The organism is Serratia sp. CY40230, from assembly GCF_052168835.1.
Lineage (GTDB): Bacteria > Pseudomonadota > Gammaproteobacteria > Enterobacterales > Enterobacteriaceae > Serratia > Serratia nematodiphila.
On sequence record NZ_JBJNLX010000005.1, the window covers coordinates 116,213 to 140,189 of the forward strand.

The window sequence follows — 23,977 nt, forward strand, 5'->3', positions numbered from 1 at the left end:
CATTCTGGCCTGAAAAGCGAGGGAATAAGATGAATCATAATGACCTTTCTCAGTGCCGCGTTGACACCGACCGTTTGTTGATTGCCCCCTTTACCGCAGCAGACGCCGACGATGTTTACCAGGCGATCACCCCCACTCTGACGCGCTTTATGACCTTTGAGCCGGAGGCGTCGCCGGAGGATTTCGCCAACGTCTGGCAAGGCTGGCTGCCGTTGATGCGCGAAGGTGAAGAAGTGATCTTCGTCGCCCGTCGGCGCGAAGACCGGCAGTTCATCGGCGTCGGCGGCGCGCATAATCTGCGCAGCCACACCCCGGAGCTGGGCATCTGGGTTAAAGAGAGCCTGCATGGCCAGGGCTACGGCCGTGAAATCGTACAGGGCATCGCGCGCTGGGCCAGCGAGCGCTTTCAGCCGCCGCACTTTCTCTACCCGGTGGCCGAGCAGAATACCGCCAGCCGCCGCCTCGTCGAGTCGCTGGGCGGCGTGCTGGCCGGCCGCTGCGAGCGCATCAAGTATGACGCCGTGGTGTATCACCTGCCGCCTCAGCGCTAGTCAGCATCGGGCCGCCGGCCCGGTGTCATCTTTTTTGCTTTCCGCCGTGATAACCCCTGCCACTGCCTGCGGGTTTGTGCTAATGATAGAGGCATGTAGGGTAAAAACAGTTGAGGAACAGCAACATGATTATTTTTGTTACCGGCGCCACCTCCGGTTTCGGCGAGGCGATCGCGCGCCGTTTTATCCGTGAAGGCCATCGGGTGATCGCCGCCGGGCGCCGCCTTGAGCGTCTTGAAGAGCTGCAGGAAGAACTCGGCCAAGCGCTGCACATCGTGCGGCTCGACGTGCGCAACCGCGCCGCCATTCAACAGGCGATCGAAGCACTGCCGGCCGAGCTGCGCCAGATCGACGTGCTGGTGAACAACGCCGGGCTGGCGCTGGGGCTGGAGCCGGCGCACAAGGCCAACGCCGATGACTGGGAAACCATGATCGACACCAACGCCAAAGGGCTGGTGAACATGACGCGCGCGCTGTTGCCGGCCATGGTCGAGCGCAACGTCGGCCACGTGATCAACATCGGCTCCACCGCCGCCAACTGGCCTTACGCCGGCGGCAACGTGTACGGCGCCACCAAGGCGTTCGTCAAACAGTTCAGCCTGGGCCTGCGCGCCGATCTGCACGGCACGCGCATTCGCGTGACCGATATCGAGCCGGGCCTGGTGGGCGGCACCGAGTTCTCCAACGTGCGCTTCAAAGGCGATGACGGCAAGGTCAACAAAACCTACGAAGGCGCCGATGCGCTGACGCCGGAAGACATCGCCGAGTCGGTGTTCTGGGTCGCGACGTTGCCGGCGCGCGTCAACATCAACACGCTGGAAATGATGCCGGTCAGCCAGTCCTTCGCCGGGCTGAACATCCACCGCGGCGCCTGAGCCGCGACGGCGGGAGGCGACTCCCGCCGCGTTTCCTCAGGCCGCGCGCCAGCCGGAAACGATAATCAGCATGCCCGCCAGCGCCACGCCGGCGCCGACCCAATCCAGCGCAGACAGCTTCACCCCGTCCACCACTCGCAGCCACAGCAGCGCCGTCGCCACATACACACCGCCATAGGCCGCATAGACCCGCCCGCTGGCCGCCGGATGCAGCGTCAACAGCCAGACAAACAGCATCAGGCTTAATGCCGCCGGCAGCAGCAGCCAGGCGCTGCCCTGCTTCTTCAGCCACAGGTAAGGCAGGAAACAGCCGATAATTTCAGCCAGGGCGGTGGCGAAAAACAACAGCGTGGTTTTTAACATCGGTCGCAGTTTTCTCTCGGTAAAGTAAACGAATCGGCGCTTGGCTGGTGAATTCCAGGAGCGCGGTGGTATATTTATCACCACGCCTGCGGGCGAGGTAACGCCAGTGTCGCCATCATCAGGCGCACTCACTCATAAGGATGAAACGATGAAAACATTTTCGACCCAACGACTGCTGCGCGGGATGCTGCCGGTCGCCATGCTGGCCGTTATGGGCGCCTGGCAGGCGCCGGCGCTGGCCGCCACCTGCACGCAGGGCAGCACCTGCGTCACCGTCGATGGCAAAGGCAGCGGCGCGATGAGCACCGAAGAAGCGCGCCAAAGCAAAGAGCAGTGGAATGATACCAAATCCCTGCGCCACAAGGTCAACACTCGCGTCGAGAAAGAGTTCGACAAGGCCGATCGCGCGGCAGATGACGAAGACCGCTGCAACGACAGCAACAACGTCAACGCGTACTGGGAACCGGACACCCGTAAATGTCTGGATCGCCAGACCGGGCGTCGGATTAATCCTTAATCCGCCTGCGGCGGGCGGGCAAGCGTGAAACCCGGCCGCCGTTGCTGCTATCCTGTTACAGGAAGTTCATTGTCTAAAAGGATGACGTGATGAAGAAAACGCTGATATTAACCGCTGTTTTGCTGGCCGGCGCCCCATTGGCGGCTCTGGCCTCCTGTGAAAGCGTGAAAGCGGACATTTCGCAAAAAATCGTCAATAACGGCGTTCCGGAGTCCGGCTTCAAACTGGAGATCGTGCCTAACGATCAGGCCGATCAAGCAGGCGGCCAGGTGGTCGGCCACTGCGAAAACGACACCCAGAAGATCGTTTATACCCGCCTGAACAACGGCGACGATAGTGGTGACGCGGCGCAGACCGGCACCAGCCAGGACACCTCCAACGCGCAGTAAGCCGCATCGGCTACCCAGGGCGCGCAATAGCCGCGCCCTTTCCTTTTCCTTTACGCCTGCTCCGCCTCTTCCTCTTCGCCTTGCGGCCGACAACGCGCCGGGATCAGCATCGCCGCCGCCAGCGCCAGCAACGACACCAACGCCGATACCAGGAACACCCAATGCAGCGAAGCCGCCACCTGCTGGATAAGCTGCGCCAGCGCTTCGCTCCCCATGCTGTGCCGCACCGCCGGCTCCATCAGCCGCTGCACCGGATCGTCAATCTCCGGCAAACGCCACTGCAGGTTGAGGTTCAGCGTGGCGCCCAAAATCGCGGTGCCGATGGCCGAGCCCACCATACGGGTAAACACCGTACAGGCGGTGGCGATGCCGCGAATGCTGTAATGCGCGGCGTTCTGCACCGACACTAAAAACGTCGTGTTGCACAATCCCATGCCGGCGCCGACCATAAATGCCGCCACCCGGCCCCACAGCAGACCGCCGTTCGGCTGCAGCATCAGCAGGATCAGGCCGCCTGCTACCAACAGCAGCGCGCCCAACAGCGCCGTGGCGCGATACGAAGTCATCAGCATCAAACGGCCGCTCAGCGTGCTGGCCAGCGGCCAACCGATCGACATCAGCGCCAGCGTGGTGCCCGCCTCCAGCGGTGAGCCCCCCATCACGCCCTGAATGAAGGTGGGCAGAAAGGCGCTGATGCCCATCATCGCCGCGCCGATCACCAGCCCGCCGATGTTGCCGGCGACGATCACCCGGCTTTGCCACAGCGCCAGCGGGAACAGCGGCTCGACCGCGCGCCGCTCCTGACGGATCAGCAGCGCCAGCGACGCCGCCGCCAGCGCCAGCAGCGGCGCAACCCACCATCCGAGACTTTCCATCTGCAACAGCGCCAGCAGCAGCGCCGAAACGAACAGCGTCAACCAGGCGGTGCCGGCCAGATCCAGCGCGTGCCGCCGCAACTGCTGATGCGCCGGCAGATAGCGCCAGAGGAAGAGCATCGCCAACAGGCCGATCGGCAGGTTGACCCAGAACACCAGCGCCCACGGCAGGTGTTGCACGATAAACGCGCCCAGCAGCGGGCCGATGATCGCCGATACGCCCCACACGCTCGACAGGTAGCCCATCACCTTCGGCCGCTCGGTGGCGCTGTAGATGTCGCCGATGATGGTGGACGCGATCGGCATGATGGCGCCGGCGCCCAATCCCTGCAATAAGCGGAAGCCGATCAGCCAATACATGTCGGGGGCGAAGCCGCACAGCACCGATCCCAGCAGGAACAGCGTCGCGCCGAAGAAGAACACCCGCTTGCGGCCGTAGAGATCCGCCAGCCGGCCGTAGATGGGAATGGTGATCGCCTGCGCCAGCAAATAGACCGCGAACACCCAGCCCAGCAGCGAGAAGCCGCCGAGATCGCCGATGATGGTCGGCATGGCGGTGGCGACGATGGTGGCTTCGATCGCCGACATGAACATCGCCAGCATGCAGGCGATCAGGATCAGCGGGCGGTGGGCAATGGGTGCGGGTGAAACGTTATTTGTCATGGCGTTATGCAGGTTTCCTGGCGTTTTTATTTTCCCTGAGTATATCAGCAAGCGCCTGTGCCAAGTCTATCCGCCCTCACATCCTGCCTTTGCCGGCGGCGAATCGCACCATTTGGACTAACTGTTACGGCGTAACGTTTTGCCGTGGATTTTTTTTACTTTACCCGCATCCCAGCGCTGACGCGGGCTGCGGCGCCAATACGAGCAAACTCAATCAGCTGATTTTGTTCATAAAACTTGGCACGCTCAACGACAGGGTGCTATACCTTCCCTAGCCGGCGCCTTTGGGCTTCGTGCTTTCTCGGGTTTAAATATCAGTATCTTATGCTGATTAACTCACGTATTGAGCCTACGTTCAGCACGCTGTGCCGAACGCACCCTTCGCTCAATGTCGCTAACCTCATGCGAAACGCCCGTTTTGTACCGCCACGCCCGCCGGGCCGTGGGTAACAATCAGAGCGGAATGCGCCGTCTCGTCGGCCGCTCCGCGCAACGGAGGACGCAACATCATGCACAAGTCAGCGCCATACCGGCGCCTGCTCCTCGGGAGCCTGCTGTTTATCGCCGTCATCGCGCTGCTGGTTTACGGCATCGGTTGGGAAACCCTCAAGTCGCGCCGGGAAGATTTGATTTACCTCGGTCAGCAGCACATGTTCCTGGTGGTGTGTTCGATGCTGCTGTCGCTGCTGGTCGGCATTCCCAGCGGTATCCTGCTGAGCCGCCCTTTCGCCCGCCGCTGGGCGGAGCACGTGATGCAGATCTTTAACGTCGGCAACACCCTGCCGCCGCTGGCAGTGTTGGCATTGGCGATGGTGATCATCGGCATCGGCGACCGGCCGGCGGTGGTGGCGTTGTTCCTCGCCTCGCTGCTGCCTATCGTGCGCAATACCTATGCCGGCCTGCGTTCGGTGCCACCGGCGCTGGTCGAGGCCGCCAACGGTATTGGCATGACCGCCGGGCAGCGGCTGCGCCAGGTCGAACTGCCCAACGCCCTGCCGGTGATCTTCGCCGGGGTGCGCATCGCGATGGCGATTAACGTCGGCACCGCGCCGCTGGCTTTTTTGATCGGTGCCAGCAGCTATGGCGAGCTGATCTTCCCCGGCATCTACCTGAACGACTTCCCGACGCTGATCCTCGGCGCCGCCGCCACCGCGCTGATCGCCCTGCTGCTCGATCTGGCGCTGGCCGGTCTCGGCCGCCGGCTCAGCCCGCACACCGCATCCTGATGGGAGAAACGCGATGATTCGATGGTTACAACGACTCCGCCACGCGCTGCTGTTCTCCTTGCTGATGACCGGCGCGGCCGCCTGGGCCGCCCCGCTGACGCTGGCGAGCAAGAACTTTACCGAACAGCGCATTCTGTCGGCGATCACCGTGCAATACCTGCGGGCCAAAGGTTTTCAGGTCGAACCCAAGACCAATCTGGCTACGGTGATCACCCGCAACGCGATGATCAACAAGCAGATCGACATGACCTGGGAATACACCGGCACCTCGCTGATCATCTTTAACCACATCAATAAGCGCATGTCGCCGCAGGAAACCTACGACACGGTGAAAAAGCTCGACGCCAAACTCGGCCTGGTGTGGCTGCAGCCGGCGGACATGAACAACACCTACGCCTTCGCCATGCAGCGCCGGCGCGCGGAAAAAGAGCAGATCCGCACGATGTCGCAGCTGGTGGCCAAAGTGGAACAGGTGCGTAAAACCGACCCGAAACACAACTGGCTGCTGGGGCTGGATCTGGAATTTGCCGGCCGCTCGGACGGCCTGAAGCCGATGCAGGCGCTGTACGACATGCCGCTGGATCGCCCGCAAATCCGCCAGATGGATCCCGGCCTGGTCTACAACGCCATCCGCGACGGCTTCGTCGACGCCGGGCTGGTATACACCACCGATGGCCGGGTGAAAGGCTTCGATCTGCAGGTGCTGGAAGACGACAAAGGCTATTTCCCGAGCTATGCGGTCACGCCGGTGGTGCGCGCCGACGTGTTGCAAAACACGCCGGGGCTGGAAGCGGCGCTGAACACGCTGTCGAAACAGTTCAACAATCAGGTGATCACCGAGCTTAACGCCAGAGTGGATATCGACTACCAGACGCCGCAACAGGTCGCCGACGCGTTCCTCAAGCAGCGCGGCCTGATTTAGGAGGCATGATGAATACCTTACTTTACGCCTGGCAAAACTGGGCCTATATCGCCGGATTGACGCTGGAACACCTGCTGCTGGTCGGCATCGCCGTCGGCCTGGCGATCCTGATCGGCGTGCCGCTCGGCGTGCTGATCGTCCGCCACAAATGGCTGGCGACGCCGGTGCTGAGCCTGGCCACGCTGGTGCTGACCGTGCCCTCCATCGCCCTGTTCGGGCTGATGATCCCGCTGTTTTCCTTAATCGGCCACGGCATCGGCTACGTGCCGGCGATCACCGCGGTGTTCCTCTATTCGCTGCTGCCGATCGTGCGCAATACCCACACCGCGCTCGACAACCTGCCCGGCGGGCTGCGCGAAGCCGGCCGCGGCATCGGCATGACCTTCTGGCAACGCCTGCGCTGGGTGGAGATCCCGGTAGCGCTGCCGGTGATTTTCGGCGGCATTCGCACCGCCGTGGTGATGAATATCGGCGTGATGGCGATAGCCGCCGTGATCGGCGCCGGCGGCCTCGGCCTGCTGCTGCTCAACGGCATCAGCAGCAGCGACATCCGCCAGTTGATTACCGGCGCCGTGATGATCAGCCTGCTGGCGATCGTCCTCGATTGGTTATTGCACCGTTTGCAAATTGCGCTCACGCCCAAGGGGATCCGCTCATGATTAAATTGGAAAATCTGACCAAACAGTTCATGCAAAAGAACGGCACGCCGTTCAACGCCGTCGACAACATCAATCTGGACGTGCCGGAAGGCGAAATCTGCGTGCTGCTCGGCCCTTCCGGCTGCGGCAAAACCACCACGCTGAAGATGATCAACCGCCTGATCGAACCCACCGGCGGCACCATTCTGATCAACGGCGAAGACACCAGCGCGCTGGATACCGTCAGCCTGCGCCGCAAAATCGGCTACGTCATCCAGCAGATCGGCCTGTTCCCCAACATGACCATCGAGGAGAACATCACCGTGGTGCCGCGCATGCTGGGCTGGGACAAAAAACGCTGCCACGATCGCGCCGAGGAGCTGATGAGCATGGTGGCGCTGGATCCCAAGCGCTTTTTGCACCGCTACCCGAAAGAGATGTCCGGCGGACAGCAGCAGCGCATCGGCGTGATCCGCGCGCTGGCGGCCGATCCGCCGGTGCTGCTGATGGATGAACCCTTCGGCGCGGTGGATCCGATCAACCGCGAAACCATCCAGAACGAGTTTCTCGACATGCAGCGCCAGCTGAAAAAGACCGTGATGCTGGTGAGCCACGACATCGATGAAGCGCTGAAGCTCGGCGATCGCATCGCGGTGTTCCGCCAGGGCAAGATCGTGCAGAACGCCAGCGCCGATGAGCTGCTGGCGCGCCCGGCGAACGACTTCGTCGCCTCCTTTGTCGGCCAGGATCGCACGCTGAAGCGCCTGCTGCTGGTGCAGGCCGGCGACGTGGCAGACCAACAAGAGACGGTGACGGTACGCCGGGAAACGCCACTGACAGAGGCATTCGGATTGATGGACGATATCGATGCACGTTCGGTGACGGTAGTGGACGCCGACGGCAAACCGCTGGGTTACGTCAAACGCCGCGAGGCGCGCGGTGCGCCGGGGGTATGCGCCGACAGCCTGCACCGCTTTCGCGTCACCGCCCGCGCGGAAGAGAACCTGCGCGTGGTGCTGTCGAAGCTGTATGAGCACAATACGTCCTGGATGCCGATCGTCGATGAAGACGGCCGCTACAGCGGCGAAATCTCGCAGGATTATATCGCCGACTACCTCAGCTCCGGCCGCACGCGCCGGGTGCTGACGCCGCAATAACCCCCGCCGGGGCGCCGACCGCCCCGCCCATGCCGCAGTTTGATAAAGATTCACTGGTCATCGGCCGGAGCGCCAAGCACAATGCGCTGATGACCCTTTGATTTTTCTCACGACGCCGCCCACGCATGAAAAGATTGGTCCACCTGCACCACTATCGCGCCCTGCTGCGCAGCCTGTTTATCGCCGTGTTCATCGGCGTCGCCGCCGCCCTGGCGGTGTGGCTGTTCCACCGTTCGATGATTGGCCTCGAGTGGCTGTTGCTCGGCAATGCCGACGGCAGTCTGGTGGCCGCCGCCGCCGCGCTGCCCGGCTGGCGGCGCGCCCTGACGCCTGCGTTGGGCGGGCTGGCGGCGGGTCTGCTGCTGTATGTTCACCAGTGCTACCGCCACCAGCGCCCGGCGGCGCCCACCGACTATATGGAAGCGATCGAGACCGGCAACGGCAAGCTGGACACCGGCGCCAGCCTGGTGAAGTGCCTGGCGTCGCTGCTGGTGGTGTCGAGCGGCAGCGCCATCGGCCGTGAGGGCGCGATGATCCTGCTGGCGGCGCTGGTGGGCTCGCTGTTTGCCCAGCGCTTTACGCACGAGAAAGAATGGAAACTGTGGGTGGCCTGCGCCGCCGCCGCCGGGATGGCCAGCGCCTATCATGCGCCGCTGGCGGGCAGCCTGTTTATCGCCGAGATCCTGTTCGGCACCCTGATGCTGGCCTCGCTCGGCCCGGTGGTGATCGCCGCGGTCAGCGCCCTGCTGATGACCAACCTGCTCAACGGCGGCCAGGCGCCGCTCTACCTGGTGACGCCGCTCGCCGCCCCCTTGCCGACGCAATACCTGCTGATGGCGCTGGTCGGCGTGGTGGCCGGCGCCGGCGGGCCGCTGTTTTTATGGTTGATGACCGCCACCGGCCGCGCGTTCCGATCGCTGCGCCTGAAGCCGCCGCTGCAGCTGGCGCTGGGCGGCCTGATCGTCGGGCTGCTTTCGCTGTTGTTCCCGCAGGTATGGGGCAATGGCTACAGCGTGGTGCAGGCGCTGCTGATCGCGCCGCCGGGGGTGTTGCTGCTGGGGGCGATCCTGGTATGCAAGCTGTTGGCGATCCTCGCCAGCAGCGGGTCGGGCGCGCCCGGCGGGGTCTTCACCCCGACGCTGTTCGTCGGCGCCGCGCTCGGTTCGATGATCGGCCAGCTGTTTGGCCTGTGGCCGGGCATGGATGCGGCGGTGCCGCTGCTGCTGGCGCTGACCGGCATGGCTACCCTGCTGGCCGCCACCACCCATGCGCCGATCATGGCGGCGCTGATGGTATTTGAAATGACCGGCGAATACGCGCTGCTGCCCGGCATTCTGCTGGCCTGCGTGATCGCCACCACCGTGTCGCGCGGCCTGCGGCCGGTATCGGTCTACCACACCACGCCGCCGCCCAAACGCGAGGCTTAAAACTCGCCCTGCTGCAGCAGCTTTCTGAACTGCGGGCACTGCAGGTGCTCTGGTTCAGGGCAATCGACCATGTGCTGCAAACCGGCGCGCACCTGCCCCAGACGCCGCAGGGTGCGATCCAGTTCTTCAATCCGCGCCGCCAGCAGCCGGCGATCGAGGGCGATGCGCCCCCGCTCGTCAAACAGCGAGGCGATCTCATCCAGCGTGAATCCCGCCAGCCGCCCGAGGGCAATCAGCTTCAGTTGCTCCAGCACGCCGGCGGCGTATTGGCGACGTAAACCGTTGCGGCCTATCGAGGCGATCAGCCCCTTTTTCTCGTAATGCCGCAGCGCCGAGGGCGCGATGCCGCTCAAACGCGCCACCTCGCCAATATCCAGTTCTTTTTCCATTGACTTGAAGTCGACTTTAAGTTGCAGACTGTGCGCACATTACACCATGAGTGACTTTAAGGACACGAAAATGACGACAGAAATTTTACTGATGATTGTGCTGACCGGGGTGGGCGCCACGCTGTGCACCGATCTGTGGGCCATCGTGCAAAAGCGCGTGCTGGGCATCCCGCCCCTTAACTACGCGCTGGTCGGCCGCTGGTTTATCGACCTGTTCGACGGCCGGTTTTATCACGCTCCGATCATGGCGGCGCCGGTGCGGCGGGGAGAAAAAGCGATGGGATGGCTGCTGCACTACGCGATCGGCGTCGCCTTCGCCTTTATCCCGCTCGGCCTGGCGGGCATCGCGTGGTACGCCGCGCCGACGCCGCTGGTCGCGCTGTTGAGCGGCTGGCTGAGCCTGGCGGCGCCCTTCTTCGTGATGCAGCCGGCGTTAGGCTTTGGCATGGCGGCGGCGAACACCCCCAATCCGACGCGTAGCCGCATCATCAGCCTGCTGGTGCATACGGTGTACGGCCTGGGGCTGTTTGTCTCCGCCCGTTTGTTGGCCCCTTTGCTGGCCTGAGCGCGCTAGCGCAGCAGCGTGGAGATGTCGAGATAGTGCGCCAGTTCGCGCTGCTCCGCGCGCGGCAGATACGGGATCTCACCCAGCAGCGGCGCGGAAATGCGCTGCTGCAGCGCCGCGATGGTTTCAGCATAGTGCGCCAACCCCGGGTTGATGCGGTTGGCGACCCAGCCCAGCAACGGCAGGCCGTCGTTGATAATCGACTGTGCGGTCAGCAACGCGTGGCTGACGCAGCCCAGCTTGATGCCCACCACCAGTACCACCGGCAGCTGTTCCTGCACCACCCACTCGGCGTAAGGCCGCAGATCGTTCATCAGCACCCGCCAACCGCCGCTGCCTTCCACCACCACCGTATCGGCTTTGGCCGACAGATCCCGCAGACCGCTGCTCATCACGCCATAGTTGATGTCCTCGGTCGCATGCGCGTGAAACACCTCATCCAGGCAGGTGATGGGATTGATCTCCTCGTAGGACAGCGGCAGGGTTGAAGATGCCTGCAATACCAAAGCGTCTTTATTGCGGATGCCCTCGCTGGTTTCCTGGCAGCGCGCGGCGATCGGCTTGTAGCCGGCCACCGAACGGCCTTCGGCGGCCAGCGCCTGCATCAACCCGCGGGAAACCACGGTTTTACCGACGTCGGTATCCGTGCCTGTCACAAATAAACGCTTCAACATGAATAAAATGCCCCAGAATGCCCCGTTAACAATGTATCGCCGCACCGGCGGCGAAGAAGTCTTTCGGAAAAATTCTAGGGGATGCTGCCGCGTAGGGGCTTGAGGTAGCTCAATCTTTTGCGGAATTAATAAGAGGTTCTGATGTTAGCCTTGCAGCAGCTGCACCAGCAATGAACCGTTATACAGCGCCTCTTTCACCAGCGCCGCGCCGGGCATGGTGCCCTGATTGAAGAACTGCGTGGATTCGACCTTGACCTGCTCGCTGTAGGCCGGCAGCGCCTGTTGGCGAATGCAGGAGGCGATGGCCGGGTGCAGGATCTCCGCCGCGCGGTTGAGCGGCGAGCCCACCAGGATCTTCTCGGGATTGAACAGGTTGACCATGATAGCCAGAATGCGCCCCACGCTGTGGCCGACGCCGAGAATGATGTCCCGCGCCAGCTGATCGCCCGCCAGCGCGGCGTCGCACAGCGATTCGACGGTCAGCGGCGCGCCGTGCAGGCTGGAGCTCATCGAGCCGCTCAGCCGCTGCTGGGCGATCTCCAGCATGTTCTCAATGCTGGCCACGGTTTCGAGACAGCCGTGGTTGCCGCAGTAACAGCGTTTGCCGTAGGGATCGACCTGGGTGTGGCCGATCTCCACCACGCTGTGGCTGCCGGCGTGCAACACATGGCCGCCGGTGATCACCCCGGCGCCGACGTTGTGGTCGATCACCACCTGAATCACGTTCTGGCTGCCGCGCGAGGCGCCGTACAGCGCCTCGGCCATGGTCCAGGCGCTGATGTCGTGCTGCAGGTAAACCGGCAGGCCGGTGCGGGTTTCCAGCGCCGGGCCGAGCGGCATCTCCAGCACGTCGTAAAACGGCATGCGGTGCACCACGCCGGACTGCACATCGATCATGCCCGGCAGCGTAATGGCGATCGCCGTCAGCCGTTCCAGCTTGCTTTGGTGGCGGATAAAGAACTGATCGACTTCGGTCAGGATGCGCTTCAGCAACGGTTCGGGATGTTCGGCCGCCAGCGGCAGCTGTTCCTCCACCACCAGCTTGCTGCTGAGATCGCGCAGCGCCAGCGTGATGCTGCCGCGGCTGATGCGGGCGGACAGGTAGTGCCAGGCTTCGGTGTCCAGCACCAGCCCCACCGCCGGGCGGCCCCGGCTGCCGATCTCCTGGTACTCGGTTTCCTTGACCAGATGGGCTTCCAGCAGTTCGCGCACGATCTTGGTGATGCTGGCGGGCGCCAGCTGCGCGCGTTTTGACAGTTCGATGCGCGAAATCGGACCCAGTTGATCGATTAGCCGATAAACCGCCCCCGCATTGGTCTGTTTGATTTGATCGATATGCCCAGGCTGCCCAACCGCAATCACAAACCGGCTCCTACTATTTTTCGCGCTTCTAAATAAAGACTAGGGGTTATGGTGGGGCTTTTGTCATACAGCGTCAACTATTTGATTCGTTATGTGATTTGCTGCACAAATTCCTCGCAATTTCAGCGTGAATTGATTTTTATTTGCCCAAGCTCAACGTCATTTCAGCATCAACGCTATCAGCGCCTGCGCCGCGGCGGTCAACGGCCGCCGGCGGTGGTGCACCAGCCACACTTCGGTGGTGGCGTCCGGCTCCGCCAGCGGCAAATAGCGCACGCCGTCCACCCGCACCCGGGCGAAAGACGCCGGCAGAATCGAGACTCCCAACCCGGCGGAGACCAGCCCGATGATAGTCATCGCTTCTCCCACTTCCTGGGTGATATACGGAGTGATGCCGGCCTTGCCGAGCAACAGCAGAATTTCGTCGTACAGCGCGGTGCCCACTTCGCGCGAGAAGAACACGAACGGCTCCCGCGCCAAATGTTGAAACCGCAGCGCGCCGCCGGGCGTTTCCGCCAGCGGATGCCCTTCCGGCACCACCGCCACCAGCGGTTCACGCAGCAGCAGCTGATAGTGCAGCGCCTCCGGCAGCCGCGTATTGCGCATCACCCCCAGATCCAGCTCACCGTTCAGCAGCGGTTCGATCTGCTGTTTGGTGTTGATTTCGCGCATCTTGATGTGCACCTGCGGGGACTGCTGGCGAAAGGCGCGCAGGCTGCGCGCCACCACGCCGATAAAGGGCGCGGAGGAGGTAAAGCCGATGGTCATTTCGCCCAGTTCGCCGCGATCCAGGCGCGCCGCCTTTTTCGCCGCGCGCCCGACCTGATCGAGCACCTGATAGGCTTCTTTGAGGAACATCTCCCCGGCCTGGGTCAAACTGACGTTGCGGTTGTTGCGCGCCAGCAGCCGCGCGCCGACCATCTCTTCCAGCGCCTGAATTTGCTGGCTGAGCGGCGGCTGGGAGATGCGCAGCCGTTCAGCGGCGCGGCCAAAATGCAGCTCTTCGGCCACGGCGATAAAGTAACGCAGGTGTCTCAACTCGATATTCATATTTAAAAAGTCTTAATTGTAATTATTAATATATTAGACAAAAAAATCGCCGCTCCCTATCATTTTGTTATCTGCAAAGTGTCTGTTTATCTCCCCGAAGTTCGGTAAGGAAACGCTGTGACAACCCCTGTGCGTTCTGCGGCCGTGATGCCGTCGACGCTGGCCGCCAACGATGACGCGGCCGCTGCGCCAAAAGTAAAACGCTCCACCCTCAACAACAAACTCCCCTATATCGAACGCGGCACGCCGCAGTTTATGCGCGTAACGCTGGCGCTGTTTTCCGCCGGGTTGGCGACCTTCGCGCTGCTCTACTGCGTGCAGCCGATCCTGCCGGTGCTGTCGCAAGACTTCGGTGTCTCGCCGGCGGAAAGCAGCCTGTCGCTCTCGGTCTCCACCGGCCTGCTGGCGATCGGCCTGATGTTCACCGGGCCGTTGTCCGACGCCATCGGCCGCAAGTCGGTGATGGTGGTGGCGCTGCTGCTGGCGGCGGTTTGCACGCTGATTTGCGCCTTTATGACCAGCTGGCACGGCATTTTACTGATGCGCGCATTGATCGGCCTGTCGCTGAGCGGTGTCGCAGCGGTCGGCATGACCTACCTCAGTGAAGAGATCCACCCCAGCTTCGTCGCCTTCTCGATGGGGCTGTATATCAGCGGCAACTCGATCGGCGGCATGAGCGGCCGCCTGGTGACCGGGGTGCTGACCGACTTCTTCTCCTGGCGCGTATCGCTTGGCGTCATCGGCCTGTTCGCCCTCGCCGCCGCCTGCATGTTCTGGCGCATCCTGCCCGCCTCGCGGCATTTCCGCGCCAGCTCGCTGCGCCCGCGCACCCTGCTGATCAACTTCAAACTGCATTGGCACGATAAAGGGTTGCCGCTGCTGTTCGCGGAAGGTTTCCTGCTGATGGGCAGCTTCGTCACCCTGTTCAACTACATCGGTTATCGCCTGCTGGCGGATCCTTATCACCTGAGCCAGGCGATCGTCGGCCTGCTGTCGGTGGTGTACCTTACCGGCTCCTACAGCTCGCCCAAGGCCGGGGCGCTCACCTCGCGCTTCGGGCGCGGCCCGGTGCTGCTGGCGTCGATCGTGATTATGCTGATCGGGATCCTGATTACCGCGCTGCCGCAGGTGCCGGCGATCTTTATCGGCATGATGCTGTTCACCGCCGGTTTCTTCGCCGCCCACTCGGTGGCCAGCAGCTGGATCGGCCGCCGTGCGCGCCGCGCCAAAGGCCAGGCGTCGTCGCTGTATCTGTTCTGCTATTACGTCGGCTCCAGCGTGGCCGGCACCCTGGGCGGCGTGTTCTGGCACAGCTTCGGCTGGAATGGCGTGGCGGCGTTTATCAGCCTGATGCTATTGCTGGCGCTGCTGGTGGTGCATTACCTGAAACGGCTGCCGGAAGCGGCGCGCCTGTGAATGGAAAAAGCCGCGGTGGTTAGCCGCGGCTCGTCATGCCAGAGCCCGTGATTATTGACCGGGTTTCCAGCGAGTTTGCAGGTACTCCACCGCCTTGTCCGTTTGCGGCTCGGTCAGATAACGTTGCCGGAACAGGATGGTTCCCCCCATCCCCGGCAGGCTCTCGTTGAGATCCAACTGCCTTTTCAGCTCGGGGACGCCGCCGTCGACGGTCCAGGCCGGCTCGCTGGCCGATGGCGTGCCCACTTTATACAGCGCCACCCCGGCATAGAGCCGAACCGGCGTGTCTTTCACCACCTCGGCCCACCAGTTGGCCAGCACGTCGTAGCGAACAATTTCACGATCGAAAGGCCAATATAGCTGCGGTGCGATATAGTCGAGCAGCCCCAGTTTGACCCACTGGCGCGTATCGGCATAGGCCGTATCGTACGACGGCGCGCCGGCCCGCGTCGCCGAACCGGCAGGATCGTCCGCTTTGTTTCGCCATACGCCCGCCGGGCTGACGCCAAACGCGACCGCGGGCTTCAGTGCTTTGACGGTGGCGGAAACCTGTTTTATCAATTGCAGCGTGTTGTCTCTTCGCCAGTCGGCCTTGTCTGCAAACCCTTTGCCGTATGCGCGATACGTCTTTTCATCATCCAGCGGCGATTGCGGCGTTTCATAATAGAAATAATCGTCAAACTGAATGCCGTCGACATCGTAGTTTTTGACAACTTCAGCCACCACGCCGGTGATCCAGTTGCGCACCTCGGGCAGGCCGGGATCGAGCACGAAGCGATCGCTGGCGGTGCGTATCCAGTCGGGATGTAGCGCATAGACGCTGGCCGGCGGCGACTGCAGCGTATGATTGAGTGCATCAATCGTTTGCTGTCGGGTATTCATGGAAACCCGATAAGGGTTCAGCCAGGCGTGGACCTTGATGCCGCGCCGGTGCGCTTCTGTCAGCATAAAGGCCAGCGGATCATAACCGGGATCCTGGCCCACGGTGCCGGTCAATACCTCCGACCAGGGCAAGATGTCAGAACGCCACAGGGCCGTGCCGTCCGGTTTAACCTGAAAATACACCGTGTTAATCCCGGTTTTCACCATGTCGTCCAGCGCGTCCGTCAGCCCCTGCTTCTGCAGACGCACCCGCTCTTGCGTGGATTCCGCTTTCAGCGAGGCCGCCGGCGGCCAGTCCAATCCAATGACCGTGGCCAGCCAGATGCCCCGCATCGGCGTTGCCGGCGGTACAGGCTGCGGAGGCTTTTCCGGCTCAGGGGGTTTGGCGCATCCGCTCACGCCCAGCATGGCGGCCATCAACAGCCATCCGCCTAGATTTGTTGCGCCTGTCGGCATAAATGTTCTCCTTCCGTGAGTGACGGTTATCCCATGTCGCGGCGTGCGGAGCAAGAAACCGCCCGCTTTATCAACGCCATCCAGCGACCGGCGCCGCCCTTTCTGGCGACGCCGGTACTTATCCCATCACCAGCTCAGCCCCGTCCCGCGAGGGAACGCCACCTTGCCGGTATTGGTTTGCTCATCGTAGTCATGCCAGGTATTAACCGGCAGTTTTCCGTGCGGTTTGATTTTCCCCGTCAGCACCTGCGCCAGCGATATCATCGAAGGGCCACGCCATACGCCGCTGTCATACCCGTAGTAAGAATAGGTGGCGACAGCCGCATCCACGTCAGCGGCATAGTTCACGATATCGTAAGGCGCGCGCAATGAGAGGTGAACGCGTTTTTTCCCCTGCTCGGCGGCGTATTTCAGCCAGCCCGGATAAGGACTGGTATCATTAGCCGCCCCGGTTGCGGCGGTCACGACCCCATCCTGCTCGGCAGGCGTAAAGCGGGTTGAGAGGGTTCCAAGCAAGAACACGTCGCAGCCGGCAATATGTTCCCTGACCTGGGCGTCGCTCAGTTCCGTTTCCTTCGCGGCCACGACGTTCTGGTAGCCCTCCTGCGCCATCACGTTCGCAATGCCTTTGGCCTGCTCGCCCCACGGAGTCAGAATAAAGTAGCGCAGCGCTTTGTCCTTTAACGGCAGCAGACATTGACGGTTGATAACCACGGTAATGGAACGATCGGCAATCCGTTTCTCCAGCTGATGCGCGGAGGACGAAACGTCGTGGGAACAGGGTTTATCGCTATGGCCCATCAGGTGATGGCGCAATTTGAGGCGCAAAATGCGCTCGACAGAGGCATCAATATCGGCCTCGCTGAGATGCCCGGTTTTCACCCGCTGCGCAATGTAGCGGATAAGCTCGGGCAGCAGGCTCGCCTGCGCCGGCGAGGCGATGCTGACAGGCATCAGAGCAATATCCACCCCGGCGGTAAAGACGTTTTCAGCCGCCGCTTGCTGGCTGAAATGCTCGGCAATCGCGCCCATATCCAGCGCGTCTGAAATCGTTACGCCGGCATAACCCAGCTCATTGCGCAGGATCTGGGTCTGGATTTCGCGCGACATGGTGGCCGGCACCGTGATTTTTTCACCGTTGCGGGTGTCGATCTGGCTGTTATCCAGTGCGGGGTACTGAATATGCGCAGTCATCACCATATCCGGCGCCACGCAGCGATCGATGGCCTGTTTATAAGGGGCGATATCAATGGCAAAAGCTTCTTCCCGCGTACGATCGACGCGCGGCAAACCGGTATGCGAGTCGGTGGAGGTGCTGCCATGGCCGGGGAAGTGTTTGTACGCGGTGATCAGACCCTGCTGTTTCATGCCCGCCACCATGTTTTCCGCCAGGCGGGCAACGGTGTTCTTATCATCGCTGAAGGCGCGAACGTTAATCACCGGATTGAACGGGTTGGTGTTGACGTCCACGACCGGGGCAAAGTTGGTATTGATATGCAACGCGCGCATATCCTGGGCCATCAGTTTGCCCTGTTCAACGGCGAGCTGTTTATCCGCACCGCCCTCGATCGCCGCCGCCAGCGCCATATTGCCGGGGAATGAGGCGTAGTCGCCGCGCGGCAGCCGGAAAACGTTACCGCCTTCGTTATCCGTGCCAATAAACAAACGAACGCCCGCGTGGGTTTTCAGCGCGGCATACCAGGCCGTCAACGTTTTGATCTGCTGCTTGTCTTTCAGATTATTGGCAAACAGGATCACCCCACCGATGTGGTTATCGGTGATCAGCTTGCCAATGGCTGCATCGGGAACGGTCATATCCTGATTGCTGCTACCGTTCTGATCCCAGTAGCGAAAATCCAGCATGATTTTTTGCCCGATCTTCTCTTCCAGCGTCATGTTTTTGACTTTCTGTTTAATATCCACAGTAAACCTCCGTTTAAAGCACCCGTTAATGACAGAAGAAAAGATAACCCGAGGGGCTCATAGCGTCCTGCCATTCTGTTTGTTCCAGCGATTGGACAACGGCAAACGGAAAATGGATCAAACAAAATATCAACCAACAGAAAAAATCCATCAATGAATCAAACCCCTACCAATGCAAAGTCTATTTCGCGCCCTGCTGTAGAAGGCCCTCTGGCGTATTTTTCACTGACAAGCCGGGTGGCCAGTGAAGCCGCTCCCTCTTCGTTTGCCGATGTTGCCCCCAGTCGGCCACTCTTCTATAGTATGTTGTAACTAACATGGGAGTGTGCGATGAGCAGATACGATGTGATTGGCAGAATGAACGCCTGCTTTAACGAGCTGGAGCAGGCGCTCGGCGCGTTGCAGCAGCAGATCGCCCCGCTGCGGTTGCTGGCGGCGCGGGTGTTCAGCCTGCCGGAGGTTGAAAAAGGCCAGGAACATCAGGCCATTTCGCATATCGCGGTCGAGCAGCATGTGGGGCAAGCGGCGCGCGATCTGGCGCTGGAGCATTATCAGCGGCTGTTCATTCACCACAACCGGGAGAATGTCAGCAGCAAGGCCGCCGTGCGCCTGCCCGGCGTCATCTGTCTGGCGGTGGAGCAACCGGAGTATCAGGCGCTGCAAACGCAGCTGGCGCTGATCAACCGCCTGAAGGGCGAACTGGAGCAGATTATCACCGTCGATTCCGGCCTGGCGCCGGAGCAGCGTTTCGAGTTCGTGCACACCCATCTGCACGGGCTGATTACCCTCAGCGCCTATCGCACCCTCACCGCCCTGACCAATCCCGACTCCGTGCGCTTCGGCTGGGCCAACAAGCACATCATCAAAAACGTCAAGCGGGACGACATTCTGGCGCAGCTGGAGAAAAGCCTGAAAGCCGGCCGCGCGGTGCCGCCGCACAGCCGTGAACAGTGGGCCGCCCTGGTCAGCCGTGAGATCGACGACGTCAGCCGGCTGCCGCAGCAGGCGACGCTGAAGATCAAACGGCCGGTAAAAGTGCAGCCGATCGCCCGGGTGTGGTATCAGCAGCAGCAAAAACAGGTGCAGCACCCCTGCCCGCTGCCGCTGATCGCCCTGTGTCAGGTTGAAAGCGGCGCCGCGGTGCCGAAGATCGGCGAACTGCTCAACTACGACGCCGAGGCGGTGAAACACCGTTACAAACCCGACGCCAGGCCGCTGCGGCTGCTGGTGCCGCGTCTGCACCTGTATACCGACGACGCTACTCGCTGAGGGCATACACCCGCAGGCGATGGCCGTCCGGATCTCGCGCCACGAAGGTGTAACCGAACTCCATCTCGGTCGGCGTTTGCTCGATAGTCAGCCCAAGCTCACGCCACTGGTTATAGCGCGCCTCCACCTCTTGCGGATCCTGGCATAAAAAGCCCAGTTCACCGCCGCCGCCGGTCAGCGTGGCGGCGGGTTTTACCCCCTGTTTGGCCCACATCCCCAGCTTGAAGCCGTTGTTGAGCACGAACAGGGCAAAGCCGGGTGAAAGCTCCACCGGCGCCTGCCCCAGCAGGCGTTGATAAAAGGCGGCGCTGTTGAGCGGGTTGTCGACATAAAGCAGGGTCATGCTGGGAAGGGTCATCGGTCTGTCCTTTGGGTGATGGGAACCGGCCGGTTCCCGATAGGCACAGACTAAGGCGCACGACTGACAGTTTATGGCAGCAGCGTGCCGCTATTGCTCCGCAATGCCCTCGCTGAGGCGCCACTCTTTCAGCAGCCGCCGCCGGCCACGCGGATAGCGCTGTGCAAGCGGCGTGGCGGCCTGAATGCGATCGAGACGAAAATGGCGAAAGGCCTGACGCAGCTCGCACCAGGCGACCAACATCTGAAACTGATCGAAAAAACCCAGCGCAAAGGGCCACAGCAGGCGTTCGCTGCGCTGCCCCGCCAGATCGAGGTAGTCGATATGCAGTTTGCGCTCGCAGCGGATGGTGTCTCGGATCAGCACCCGCATCTCATCCGCCACCGGCGGCGCCTGAACCGGCGCGATAAGCAGCGTATTGGCCTCCAGCTCCTCCCGCAGCGCCGGCGGCAGCACCGCGGCGATCTTGGCCAGCGCCTGACCCGCCGCGCTCGCCAGTTGGCTGTCACCGCGGCGGCTGACCCAGCGCATCCCCAGCACCAGCGCTTCTGTCTCCGCCGGCGAGAACATCAGCGGCGGCAGCATAAAGCCGGGGCGCAGCACATAGCCGACGCCCGCCTCACCGGCGATTTCCGCCCCCTGCTGCTGCAGCGTGGCGATATCGCGGTACAGGGTGCGCATGCTGATGCCCAGCGTCTGCGCCAGCGCATGGCCCGCCACCGGATAACGGTGGTTGCGCAGCAGCTGCATCAGATCGAGTAAACGTTGTGCGCGCGACATATCACGGCTCCCTGCATAGCGCGGTTTGGACAAAATCGGCAAAGGCCCGCGCCTTGGCCGAAACGAAATGGCCGCCGGGGAACACCGCCCACAGCGCCAGCGGCGGCAGTTGCCAGTCCGCTAATACCGCGATCGCGGCCCCGCTTTGCAGCTCGCTGCGAAACAGGCCTTCGCTGGCGACGGTGGCGCCAAAGCCCGCCAGCACCAGCTCGCGTACGCACTCCGCCGCGTTGACCCGCATGCGCCCCGGCAGCCGCAGCGCGCGCTGCTCTTCTCCGCGGCTGAAGCGCCACTGCTCGCCGCCGCCACGGCGATGGTAAATCACCATCTCGTGCTGCAACAGATCTTCCGGCCGCTGCGGCATACCGGCAGCGGCAAAATAGCCGGGCGTGCCGATCACGCATTGCTTTACCTCACCCAGCTTGCGGGCGGTAAAACCGGAATCCTCCAACTCGCCAACACACAGGGCAATATCGATGCCTTCTTCAATCAGCGACAGATTGCCGTCATCCAGCAGCAGATCAACATGCAACCGTGGATTGGCTCGCATAAACGCCGTCAAATCAGGCAAGGGAACGATGCGGGCGAACACCGCCGCCGAAGCGACCCGCAACCGGCCGCTCAGGGTCTCGCCGGCGCTCTGCACCAGCGCTTCCGTCTCCGCCAGCTCGTTCAGGATACGCCGGGTGCGTTGATACAGTTGCTGTCCCGCATCCGTCGGCTGCAGGCCGTGGGTCGAGCGCAGCATCAGGCGCGTGCCGAGCTGCTGTTCCAGCCGCGCCACCGCTTTTGAGACCGCCGGCTGCCCCACGTGCAGCCGCCGCGCCGCCGCGGTAAAGGAGCCGCTCTCGTAAACGCAGGCATAGGTTTCGTAATCGGCAAATTTACCCATGGCATTCCTTGTTGGAATAACGGTTAGCATTTATTGCAGTCTACACGCGCCATTTTGGAATGGGCAAGATAAGCGCTCCCCCTCATTCCCGTCAGGAGAACGCATGACACTGCAAGACAAACTCGATGCCTTCAAAGCGGCATTCGAGGCCGACCAACTGCCGTTCAAACTCGCGGCGCAAGATCACGCGCTGATGCGTGAGGCTATACAGGCGCAGATCGCGTCGGGCATGGCCGAACGCGCCCTGAAGGTCGGCGACGCCGCGCCCGGCTTTACACTGTCGGACAGCGAAAACCGACCATGCTCTTCCACGGCGCTGTTGGCAAAAGGGCCGCTGGTCGTCAGTTTCTATCGCGGGATCTGGTGCCCTTACTGTACGCTCGATCTGCAGGCGCTGCAGGCCGCATTGCCCGCCATCACGCAGTACGGCGCGCAGCTGTTGGCCATTTCACCGCAGAGCGCGGTGCATAGCCGCCAGGCCGCGCGCGATCACGATCTCACCTTTCCGTTGCTCAGCGATGCAGGCAACCGTCTGGCGGCCCTGTTCGGCCTGCGTTACCGCCTGCCGGACGCGCTGATCGCCCTGTATCAACAGCGGCTCGGCCTCGATCTGGCGCAGTTCAACCAGGATGACAGCTGGACGCTGCCGCTGCCGTCGCGATTCGTCATCGCCCGCGATGGCCGTATTGTCTACGCCGAAGCGCACGCCGATTACACCCAGCGGCCGGAGCCGCAGGCGCTGTTATCGGTGCTAGAGATGTTGGCTTGAAAAGACGGGGCGCAACCGCGCCCCATTTAGGCATGACGTCATTATTTCTGCATGCTGCCGACCATCGCTTCCGGCCGCACCCACTCGTCGAACTGCGCTTCGGTCAGGTAGCCGAGCTTCAGCGCCGCGGCTTTCAGCGTCAGCCCTTCCTTGTGCGCTTTCTTGGCGATTTCCGCCGCCTTGTCATAACCGATATGGGTATTGAGCGCCGTCACCAGCATCAGCGATTCGTTCAGCAATTGGGAGATGCGATCGCGGTTCGGTTCGATGCCCACCGCGCAGTGCTCGTTAAAGCCCTGCATGCCGTCGGCCAGCAGGCGAATCGACTGCAGGTAGTTGTGGATCACCATCGGGCGGAACACGTTCAACTCGAAGTTGCCGGAAGCGCCGCCAATGTTCACCGCCACGTCGTTACCCAGCACCTGAGCGCACAGCATGGTCATCGCTTCGCACTGGGTCGGGTTGACCTTGCCCGGCATGATGGAGCTGCCCGGCTCGTTCTCCGGGATCGAAATCTCACCAATGCCGCAGCGCGGGCCGGACGCCAGCCAACGCACGTCGTTGGCGATCTTCATCAGCGAAGCCGCCAGCCCTTTCAGCGCGCCATGCCCTTGCACCAGCGCATCGCAGGTCGCCAGCGCTTCGAACTTGTTCGGCGCAGTGACGAACGGCTGATGGGTCAATTCCGCCAGCGCTTTAGCGACGCGCACCGCGTACTCCGGATGGGTGTTCAGGCCGGTGCCGACCGCCGTGCCGCCCAGCGCCAGCTCGGCAATGTGCGGGATACTGTCCTCGATGTGTTTCAGATTGTGCGCCAGCATCGCCGCCCAACCGGATATCTCCTGCCCCAGGGTCAGCGGCGTGGCGTCCTGCAGATGGGTGCGGCCGATTTTGACGATGTCGCGGTAGGCTTCGGCCTTGTCGCTCAGCGTCTTGTGCAGCACTTTCAGCTCGGGGATCAGGTGTTCGCGCAGCGCAATCACCGCCGCCACATGCATCGCGGTGGGAAACACATCGTTGGAGCTCTGACTTTTATTGACGTCGTCGTTCGGGTGCACCTTGCGCTCTTCACCGCGCACGCCGCCCAGCAGCTCGCTGGCGCGGTTGGCCAACACTTCGTTCATGTTCATGTTGGTCTGGGTGCCGGAGCCGGTTTGCCAGATTGACAACGGGAACTGGTCGGCATGGCTGTCCGCCAGCACTTCGTCGGCGGCGTTGATGATGGCGGCGCCCCGTTCGGCCGGCAGCAGCCCCAGATCCACGTTCACCTGCGCGGCGGCGCGCTTGGTCAACGCCAGCGCATGGATCAGCGCGGTCGGCATCTTTTCGGAGGAAATACGGAAATGCGCCAACGAACGCTGGGTTTGCGCGCCCCACAGCTTGTCGGCCGGTACTTCGATGGGGCCCATAGAGTCTTTTTCGATACGAACGCCTGCCATCACGATCTCCTTAGCATAATTCCTAAAATTGTAGGGTTAGGCCGACGCGCTACCCCCCGTCGGCATGCACTCCCAGTATAGTGACATAATAACTATTCGCATTAAGAGAGTTATCTCACAGCACGTTTCATCTCTTTTACCCATTAACGA

General features: G+C 62.2%; 25 protein-coding genes. 13 read left to right on the top strand and 12 right to left on the bottom strand.

The features are described 5' to 3' along the window. Positions 1-29: 29 nt before the first annotated feature. Together ACJ8IJ_RS17885 and ydfG are read left to right on the top strand one after the other, a co-directional pair. Positions 30-551 carry a GNAT family N-acetyltransferase gene (locus ACJ8IJ_RS17885; RefSeq protein WP_275095895.1) on the top strand — a complete coding sequence of 174 codons (522 nt, stop codon included), beginning with the start codon at positions 30-32 and terminating at the stop codon, positions 549-551. A gap of 125 nt (positions 552-676) precedes the next feature. Further along, positions 677-1,426 (top strand): bifunctional NADP-dependent 3-hydroxy acid dehydrogenase/3-hydroxypropionate dehydrogenase YdfG, encoded by a 750-nt coding sequence (gene ydfG, locus ACJ8IJ_RS17890; protein WP_004938567.1) that lies wholly within the window; start codon positions 677-679, stop codon positions 1,424-1,426. A gap of 36 nt (positions 1,427-1,462) precedes the next feature. Here the strand turns inward: ydfG and ACJ8IJ_RS17895 are convergent, their stop codons facing one another. Then, on the bottom strand, positions 1,463-1,789 hold the full coding sequence (locus ACJ8IJ_RS17895; protein WP_004938563.1) for a YnfA family protein: 327 nt from the start codon (positions 1,787-1,789) through the stop codon (positions 1,463-1,465). A 148-nt stretch (positions 1,790-1,937) separates the two neighbouring features. Here ACJ8IJ_RS17895 and ACJ8IJ_RS17900 point away from each other — a divergent pair, with 148 nt between their 5' ends. Both ACJ8IJ_RS17900 and ACJ8IJ_RS17905 read left to right on the top strand, forming a co-directional pair. Beyond that, positions 1,938-2,306 (top strand): DUF1283 family protein, encoded by a 369-nt coding sequence (locus ACJ8IJ_RS17900; RefSeq protein ID WP_004938560.1) that lies wholly within the window; start codon positions 1,938-1,940, stop codon positions 2,304-2,306. Between the two features lie 89 nt (positions 2,307-2,395). Next, entirely contained in the window at positions 2,396-2,695 is a 300-nt protein-coding gene (locus ACJ8IJ_RS17905; protein WP_004938557.1) for a DUF1161 domain-containing protein, read from the top strand. A gap of 50 nt (positions 2,696-2,745) precedes the next feature. Here ACJ8IJ_RS17905 and ACJ8IJ_RS17910 read toward each other — a convergent pair whose 3' ends face one another. Next, positions 2,746-4,233, bottom strand: a complete 1,488-nt coding sequence (locus tag ACJ8IJ_RS17910; protein WP_076740255.1) for an MDR family MFS transporter — start codon at positions 4,231-4,233, stop codon at positions 2,746-2,748. A gap of 509 nt (positions 4,234-4,742) precedes the next feature. Between ACJ8IJ_RS17910 and ACJ8IJ_RS17915 the strand changes: the two genes are divergently transcribed. From ACJ8IJ_RS17915 to clcB, 5 genes are all read left to right on the top strand, one after another. Next, positions 4,743-5,459 (top strand): ABC transporter permease, encoded by a 717-nt coding sequence (locus tag ACJ8IJ_RS17915; RefSeq protein WP_004938551.1) that lies wholly within the window; start codon positions 4,743-4,745, stop codon positions 5,457-5,459. Positions 5,460-5,523: 64 nt separating this feature from the next. Further along, the gene (locus ACJ8IJ_RS17920; RefSeq protein WP_198509697.1) at positions 5,524-6,381 is read left to right on the top strand and encodes a glycine betaine ABC transporter substrate-binding protein; all 858 of its coding nucleotides are present in this window, start codon (positions 5,524-5,526) and stop codon (positions 6,379-6,381) included. 8 nt (positions 6,382-6,389) lie between these two features. Further along, positions 6,390-7,040 carry an osmoprotectant ABC transporter permease OsmW gene (osmW, locus tag ACJ8IJ_RS17925; protein WP_004938544.1) on the top strand — a complete coding sequence of 217 codons (651 nt, stop codon included), beginning with the start codon at positions 6,390-6,392 and terminating at the stop codon, positions 7,038-7,040. Further along, positions 7,037-8,176: an osmoprotectant ABC transporter ATP-binding protein OsmV gene (gene osmV / locus ACJ8IJ_RS17930; protein ID WP_021505258.1), complete on the top strand. Its 1,140-nt coding sequence runs from the start codon at positions 7,037-7,039 to the stop codon at positions 8,174-8,176. Before osmW ends, osmV begins: the two co-directional genes overlap by 4 nt. Positions 8,177-8,301: 125 nt before the next feature. Beyond that, positions 8,302-9,603 carry a voltage-gated ClC-type chloride channel ClcB gene (clcB, locus tag ACJ8IJ_RS17935; protein ID WP_442518424.1) on the top strand — a complete coding sequence of 434 codons (1,302 nt, stop codon included), beginning with the start codon at positions 8,302-8,304 and terminating at the stop codon, positions 9,601-9,603. Here the strand turns inward: clcB and ACJ8IJ_RS17940 are convergent. Then, positions 9,600-9,992: a helix-turn-helix domain-containing protein gene (locus ACJ8IJ_RS17940; RefSeq protein ID WP_044031310.1), complete on the bottom strand. Its 393-nt coding sequence runs from the start codon at positions 9,990-9,992 to the stop codon at positions 9,600-9,602. The genes clcB and ACJ8IJ_RS17940 overlap by 4 nt on opposite strands. Before the next feature lie 70 nt (positions 9,993-10,062). On the opposite strand from ACJ8IJ_RS17940, the gene ACJ8IJ_RS17945 reads away from it, so the two are divergent. Then, entirely contained in the window at positions 10,063-10,557 is a 495-nt protein-coding gene (locus ACJ8IJ_RS17945; protein WP_442518425.1) for a DUF2938 domain-containing protein, read from the top strand. 5 nt (positions 10,558-10,562) lie between these two features. Here ACJ8IJ_RS17945 and bioD read toward each other — a convergent pair whose 3' ends face one another. From bioD to ACJ8IJ_RS17960, 3 genes are all read right to left on the bottom strand, one after another. Then, entirely contained in the window at positions 10,563-11,231 is a 669-nt protein-coding gene (gene bioD / locus ACJ8IJ_RS17950; protein ID WP_004938529.1) for a dethiobiotin synthase, read from the bottom strand. Between the two features lie 144 nt (positions 11,232-11,375). Continuing rightward, positions 11,376-12,593: a sugar metabolism global transcriptional regulator Mlc gene (gene mlc / locus ACJ8IJ_RS17955; RefSeq protein WP_004938526.1), complete on the bottom strand. Its 1,218-nt coding sequence runs from the start codon at positions 12,591-12,593 to the stop codon at positions 11,376-11,378. Between the two features lie 159 nt (positions 12,594-12,752). Continuing rightward, a complete protein-coding gene (locus ACJ8IJ_RS17960) occupies positions 12,753-13,643 on the bottom strand; it encodes a LysR substrate-binding domain-containing protein (RefSeq protein WP_442518426.1) in 891 nt (296 codons plus the stop codon). Positions 13,644-13,790: 147 nt separating this feature from the next. On the opposite strand from ACJ8IJ_RS17960, the gene ACJ8IJ_RS17965 reads away from it, so the two are divergent. After that, complete coding sequence (locus ACJ8IJ_RS17965; protein ID WP_031300458.1) at positions 13,791-15,059, top strand: MFS transporter; 1,269 nt, start codon at positions 13,791-13,793, stop codon at positions 15,057-15,059. 51 nt (positions 15,060-15,110) lie between these two features. Here the strand turns inward: ACJ8IJ_RS17965 and ACJ8IJ_RS17970 are convergent, their stop codons facing one another. Continuing rightward, the gene (locus ACJ8IJ_RS17970; RefSeq protein WP_442518427.1) at positions 15,111-16,397 is read right to left on the bottom strand and encodes a glycoside hydrolase family 10 protein; all 1,287 of its coding nucleotides are present in this window, start codon (positions 16,395-16,397) and stop codon (positions 15,111-15,113) included. A 126-nt stretch (positions 16,398-16,523) separates the two neighbouring features. Further along, positions 16,524-18,320 (bottom strand): glycoside hydrolase family 3 protein, encoded by a 1,797-nt coding sequence (locus ACJ8IJ_RS17975; RefSeq protein ID WP_342579350.1) that lies wholly within the window; start codon positions 18,318-18,320, stop codon positions 16,524-16,526. Positions 18,321-18,650: 330 nt separating this feature from the next. On the opposite strand from ACJ8IJ_RS17975, the gene tus reads away from it, so the two are divergent. Next, the gene (gene tus, locus ACJ8IJ_RS17980) at positions 18,651-19,589 is read left to right on the top strand and encodes a DNA replication terminus site-binding protein (RefSeq protein ID WP_015377774.1); all 939 of its coding nucleotides are present in this window, start codon (positions 18,651-18,653) and stop codon (positions 19,587-19,589) included. On the opposite strand, the gene ACJ8IJ_RS17985 is transcribed toward tus, so the two are convergent. From ACJ8IJ_RS17985 to ACJ8IJ_RS17995, 3 genes are all read right to left on the bottom strand, one after another. Then, complete coding sequence (locus ACJ8IJ_RS17985; protein WP_004938508.1) at positions 19,579-19,947, bottom strand: VOC family protein; 369 nt, start codon at positions 19,945-19,947, stop codon at positions 19,579-19,581. The two genes, tus and ACJ8IJ_RS17985, sit on opposite strands and share 11 nt — an antisense overlap. 90 nt (positions 19,948-20,037) lie before the next feature. Continuing rightward, complete coding sequence (locus ACJ8IJ_RS17990) at positions 20,038-20,727, bottom strand: helix-turn-helix transcriptional regulator (RefSeq protein ID WP_015377773.1); 690 nt, start codon at positions 20,725-20,727, stop codon at positions 20,038-20,040. Between the two features lies 1 nt (position 20,728). Next, positions 20,729-21,619, bottom strand: coding sequence for a LysR family transcriptional regulator (locus tag ACJ8IJ_RS17995; protein WP_021505430.1), 891 nt, complete (start codon positions 21,617-21,619; stop codon positions 20,729-20,731). A gap of 103 nt (positions 21,620-21,722) precedes the next feature. On the opposite strand from ACJ8IJ_RS17995, the gene ACJ8IJ_RS18000 reads away from it, so the two are divergent. Then, positions 21,723-22,388 carry a peroxiredoxin-like family protein gene (locus ACJ8IJ_RS18000; protein WP_442518428.1) on the top strand — a complete coding sequence of 222 codons (666 nt, stop codon included), beginning with the start codon at positions 21,723-21,725 and terminating at the stop codon, positions 22,386-22,388. 41 nt (positions 22,389-22,429) lie between these two features. Here the strand turns inward: ACJ8IJ_RS18000 and fumC are convergent, their stop codons facing one another. Next, entirely contained in the window at positions 22,430-23,827 is a 1,398-nt protein-coding gene (gene fumC, locus ACJ8IJ_RS18005) for a class II fumarate hydratase (protein ID WP_004938497.1), read from the bottom strand. Positions 23,828-23,977 lie beyond the last annotated feature (150 nt).